This is a genomic window from Oceanobacillus sp. CFH 90083, assembly GCF_009389585.1.
Classification (GTDB): domain Bacteria; phylum Bacillota; class Bacilli; order Bacillales; family Amphibacillaceae; genus Oceanobacillus.
The window spans coordinates 1-5338 of sequence record NZ_VIYG01000034.1; the positions used below are offsets into that span (position 1 = coordinate 1).

The following is a 5338-nucleotide window of genomic DNA, read 5'->3' on the forward strand; positions in this document are numbered from 1 at the left end:
ATGTATGACAACCAAATTTAATACTCATTTGTGACCTCCCCATCTGTATAAATGAATAAAACTTTAAACAGTCATTTGAAATCGGTTTCAAATTCCTTTAAGTAAATATTATCATTTATTTTCGATTTGTCAATATTGTATTTGTTTTTGTTAACAAATATTATTGACATTATTTTTTTATTGTTAATATCTTTAATTTAAAATACATAGAATAATACTTAAAAATGTATTTAAGGCTACTATTCACAATAGAAACTTGAAATTTATGTCTTTAAATCCTGAGTTTTTGCACCTATCTGTTTGTTTAATTCACAACAAGAGACAGGATTTATAATTATTAATTTTTATATCAAATGAAAATAAGTGAAAATAAGCGAAAGGAGTATTCTTTAAAGAAAGGAAAATATTATGAGATCTATATGGATATATTCAAATTACTGAGGAAAAACGAGCTGCTATATAGAAACATTCATAAAGGTGAAATTTTTAGTGGGACAGTACTTCACGGAGATGTCTAATAGATACTTCTACTTCACTTCACGCACATAAAAAAGGGCAGTCAGCGTTATTTTATCCCTGAATACCCCTCATTACTTTATTCACTGTCAACAAGATAAATTGAAATGCTTTCTAATAAATCATCACAACTATCTGCATGCACTCTGATTTTCAAAGGCTTTGTCAAATCCAAGCTGAATATTCCCATAATTGATTTCGCACTTAATATATATGTGTCAGAAATAACCTCTACCTTATATTCAAACGTTGATACTCTTTCTACAAAATCTTTTACATCATTAATTTTTTCTAATTTCACATAGCGTTCAATCATCGAACTCCTCCTCCAATACTTTGCTTTATCATCTTACTGTTCTATAATAGAGTTTAGCGCACCGATTATAATTAAGATACATACTACTTATTTTCTCATTCATCTGGTACTTTGTAAACTTTTTCAAAACTATTTTATCAGCCTAATTCGTAAATGACTTAGTAAAGCAATAATAGTTATACTTTAAGGAGGGATTTCTTTGACTCATGGTCTCATTCATCATATTGAACTCTATGTTTCTGATTTAAATAAAACGATTCATTTCTGGGACTGGTTCTTAAAGGAGCTGGGATATACATATTTTCAAAAATGGGAAGGCGGGCAGAGCTGGAAACTGGAAGATACATATCTTGTATTTGTCCAAGCAGAGGAAAGATTTTTGGATATTCCCTATCATCGATGCCGTGTCGGTTTAAATCACTTAGCCTTCCATGCAGGCTCCCGGGAATTTGTCGATGAGATGACGAAGAAGCTTCAGCAAAAAGGGATAACTATTCTTTATCAGCACCTTCACCCATTTGCGGGCGGGGATAATCATTATGCTGTTTACTTTGAAGATCCGGATAGAGTGAAAGTAGAATTAGTTGCTCCATAGGGTTTTTTCGCGGTTGAATTTTCGATAAAATCTAATGCGAGAGAATAAAAGTTAATGTAAAAAAGCACATCCTCTTTAATTAGGATTTGCCTTTTTACATTGATAGATGTCATATGCTAAGTTATTTGAGAAAACGTCCTTTTATAAATACCTTTTCTATTATAATATAAACTTGTTCATATATTTTTCCATGAAGTCGCCTACTTAAGAGTTCTAATTTGATCAGCTACTGTATAAAATTTACTATAAGAAGATCCTTTAATAAAAATAAGTGTATCATGATTCATATGATTTTTAACAGCAGTAATAATTTCATCTTTGTTTGCAAACCACTGTGCATTAGCTAGCTCTTCTGATACTTGTTTAAATGAGTCTCCCCACAAAAATATTTGCGTTGCCTCTGTTTTTTCTAAATCTACTTTTAATTTTTGATGCTCTTCCAAACTATATAACCCCAGCTCAGCTACTTCACCAACAACTAACAGTTTATTTCCTTTATAAAAGTTTTTCTTTTCTTTAAAATATTGCAGTCCATTTTTTAGAGCTGGTACTGAACTATTATGCGTATCATCTATAACTGTAAAGTAATTACTCTCTGTTATAATCTCTATCTCTTCCAAATTACGCGGGAGATTTCTATAATCCCAGAATTTATGAATATATTCAGTTATATCATAACCCAAATCATCCAAAACAATCAATGCAGACATAATATTTTGAACCTGTCCATTACTGCCTACTTTCAATGGAATACTTATTTCACTTCCATTGAAAGAAATGCTTACTTCCACATTATCTCTTCTAACTTTTTTATGGATTAAATAGCAAAAAGCTTTTTCATCAACTAAGCTATACATTTTGATATTTAAGTTTTGAAGCCTGGCCTGCTTTAAAATTTTCCATAGATATTTCTCTTCAATGTCTCCATTGATAATTGCCGTTCCTCCATCTTTTGTACAAAAGAACAATTCTGCTTTTCTACTTAAATTGCTATCTACGCCCCACATCGCATGAGCAATTCCATAAGAACTCATAATCGCCACATCACTTCGATAACGAGAAGCTTCATTACCATAAGCTAACGCATTCAGACCACCTATTGCAATTTCAAAAAATGCTTTTTCTGGCTGCTTGATTAAATTTAATGCCAGCTCTAAATTGGCTAAATGCAAGTTCGAGTTCCCTCTATTACTCACCTGTTCTTCTTCTTCAAATAATTGCTCCAATAGCATCCTTGTTGAAGATTTTCCAACACTTCCAGTAATAGTAACCATCTTGCCTTTATAATTTTCCACCATAAAATCTGCTAAGAATGAAGCTGCTTGCAACGAATTTTCAACTATAAATTGAGGAACAGTCTTTCTTAACGATTCAATAGGTGAGTCAGTAACTATAAGGGCTATTTTCTCTAAATAATCAGCATAGGCTAAAATTTCATTTCTATGTTTAGGATTCCAAGAAGCATCATTATACATACTTTTTAAATTCTCAGCAGCTAATGATACAACTAAAGCTTGCTGACAATCTGATTGTTTCATTCGCTCTGGATAAATAGTGGCAAAATCAAATTCAAGCGATGGTACAAGGTCCGGTTCAAGAAATTCCCCTTGTAAATTGCGAGTAAACCACTCCTTCCAGTTTTCAATAGGCTTCTTCTTTACGGGATCTGCTTTAATTGAATAATATAGATGTCCCTCAGCATCGGTAGTTGGATTTTCTAATAATTGATGAGAATTGATTGTGGAGATATCTTTCAGGACTTCTTCTTGTTCCCCACCTTCTATAAACCTGGGCTGCCAGAAAGTATCTGGATTATAATTCCAAAATGGGTAAACTAATATTTCATTTTCCGAAATATCCCATTTTAAAAAATAGCCATAAGGAAAGTTCCCTTCTTTTTTCAAATCCCATCCATCACTATTAAAAGCACCATTTCCTAAGCTATAAAATACTTTTACACCGTCTATTTCTTCAACAGGCTGTACTTTATGCGGACCGCTACCAATAATTAAATCTGCTCCTTTTTTTACTAATAATTTCGCTAACTTTCTTTGATGTGGAAGAATATTTTTAAAGTCAACGCCCCAATGGGCAAGGACAACAGTAAACACAGACGGATTGTCTTTCTTAAATGTCTCTATTTCTTCTAGCAGAAGACCATCTAAACTGGAAACACCTTCACGAGTTGTTGCGTAAAAATCAAAATCTGCATCTTTTCCATTACGATGCCAATAGCCTGAAAAAACAGCTATTTTTTTATTTTTATAAGAGAGTACCACAGGCTTTACTGCATCTATTAAATCATTACCAGCTCCAACTGTAGCCATGTTAGCCTGATTAAATGCTCGAACCGTATCTGCTAACGCTTCTTCTCCATAATCTTTTGCATGATTATTTCCAAGGTTAACCAAACGGATATTTCTGTTTTTAAATTCATTGATTGTCTTCTTTTTATCTCCACCTAAATAAAAAACTTTCCTCTTATTGTAGCAAGGTTCTTCAGGATTGATTAAAACTCCTTCATACGTTACAATGTTAAAATCCTCAGTAGAGAACTTCTCGGACAACTTCTCAAGCGTATATTCATAACCATATTTCTGCAATGCATCCGTTCTATTTTTCTTGATTCTTTTTTCAGTATAGAATTCTCCAAAATAAGTATCTGCTAATATGTTTATAATTGGGCTTTCCAATGAAACTTGTTTAATTCTTGCTTTTTCTAGAACGGACGAGGCTAATGCCACTTCAGCAGTATGTATATAACTCAGCCCATTAATAACTACAGAACAGCAAATTTCATTGTTAATCTCTCTAAAAATCAAACAATCATTCTGTGTTGTTCCCCAAAAAATACTTGCAATTGTGTCTCCTTTTAAATCAAGAGTTGATTGAGGTTTGTACATTTCACCTTTTATTACATGTGGCCGGTTTCGAATATAATTGAAGCTGCTTCGAGCAAGATTCAAAAACGCCATACCAATTTTGTAATAATCAAATAAATTAGACATTTGATTTTTTACTAATCTTCCAGTAATGTTCAAGCGAGAATTTTTGGAAATATTCAATTCCCTTCCCAATTTATTAATTTTTTCCTGTGCTTTCTTTTCTCCTCCGTACAGCATACACAATGCTAGAATACAATCCGGAGCATTCAAAGAAATTGCTTGATTTAATACATCTAATAAAATTCGAGATTCCTCTTGATCTCCCTTTGTAGAGCGAAGAGCTTTCTTTTGACTGGCAGCCCGTTTTGAGAATACAATCGTTTGAGAAGGAGAAAAAACACCTTCTTGTAAATCAAGTATTATAGACAAGTAGAGCAATAAATGTCCTGTTCCCCAAGGGGAAATCCGATTTCCTTGAGGCTTTGCTGCAAACAGTTGATTTTTTGAAAATGTTAACACTGCAATGTCTTTAGTACGACTTTCATTCATAAAGATACAATAAGCTCCCTTCAATAAAACATTTTCTAAAAAATGCTTTATGCCATTAGAAAATTTTATCATTTTTCATACTATTATATCATTCATCTCATTGCCTTTTCAAACAATCATAAGTTTCAATAAATTTGGTTTTAGATCTTTATTTTAATAGTTTTACTCTATACTTGATACCGATTTATCTGATTTCTTTCCGCTTTACAATAATTACAAAAACAAAAAACGCTCTATCCATCATAGGACAAAGCGTTTCACATATAAGCTTCCAAGCGGACTTGAACCGCTGACCCCTTCCTTACCATGGAAGTGCTCTACCGGCTGAGCTATGGAAGCAGATGGCTCCACAGGTAGGATTCGAACCTACGACCGATCGGTTACCAGCCGATTGCTCTACCACTGAGCTACTGTGGAATGCAAATTACATGCAGATAAAAAAATAAGCCTGGCGGCGTCCTACTCTCGCAGGGGGAA

3 protein-coding genes and 2 tRNA genes are annotated in these 5338 nt (G+C 33.1%); 1 reads left to right on the forward strand and 4 read right to left on the reverse strand.

What is annotated here, in order from left to right; all coding sequences use genetic code 11:
- Positions 1 to 595: 595 nt before the first annotated feature.
- Entirely contained in the window at positions 596 to 832 is a 237-nt protein-coding gene (locus FLK20_RS21250) for an HPr family phosphocarrier protein (RefSeq protein ID WP_152658600.1), read from the reverse strand.
- A gap of 199 nt (positions 833 to 1031) precedes the next feature.
- Here FLK20_RS21250 and FLK20_RS21255 point away from each other — a divergent pair, with 199 nt between their 5' ends.
- Positions 1032 to 1427, forward strand: a complete 396-nt coding sequence (locus FLK20_RS21255) for a VOC family protein (RefSeq protein WP_152658601.1) — start codon at positions 1032 to 1034, stop codon at positions 1425 to 1427.
- A gap of 200 nt (positions 1428 to 1627) precedes the next feature.
- On the opposite strand, the gene FLK20_RS21260 is transcribed toward FLK20_RS21255, so the two are convergent.
- The 3 genes from FLK20_RS21260 to FLK20_RS21270 all read right to left on the reverse strand — a co-directional run bounded on the left by FLK20_RS21260 (position 1628) and on the right by FLK20_RS21270 (position 5278).
- A complete protein-coding gene (locus tag FLK20_RS21260) occupies positions 1628 to 4861 on the reverse strand; it encodes a CapA family protein (RefSeq protein ID WP_194165716.1) in 3234 nt (1077 codons plus the stop codon).
- 266 nt (positions 4862 to 5127) lie between these two features.
- Positions 5128 to 5200 (reverse strand) — tRNA-Thr (locus FLK20_RS21265).
- A 3-nt stretch (positions 5201 to 5203) separates the two neighbouring features.
- Positions 5204 to 5278 (reverse strand) — tRNA-Thr (locus FLK20_RS21270).
- Positions 5279 to 5338: the final 60 nt, after the last annotated feature.

What these genes read in the sequence shown, in the direction of transcription:
- FLK20_RS21250 (WP_152658600.1), bottom strand. Translation starts at nt 832, where the DNA reads ATGATTGAACGCTATGTGAAATTAGAAAAAATTAATGATGTAAAAGAT.
- FLK20_RS21260 (WP_194165716.1), bottom strand. Translation starts at nt 4,861, where the DNA reads ATGAATGAAAGTCGTACTAAAGACATTGCAGTGTTAACATTTTCAAAA.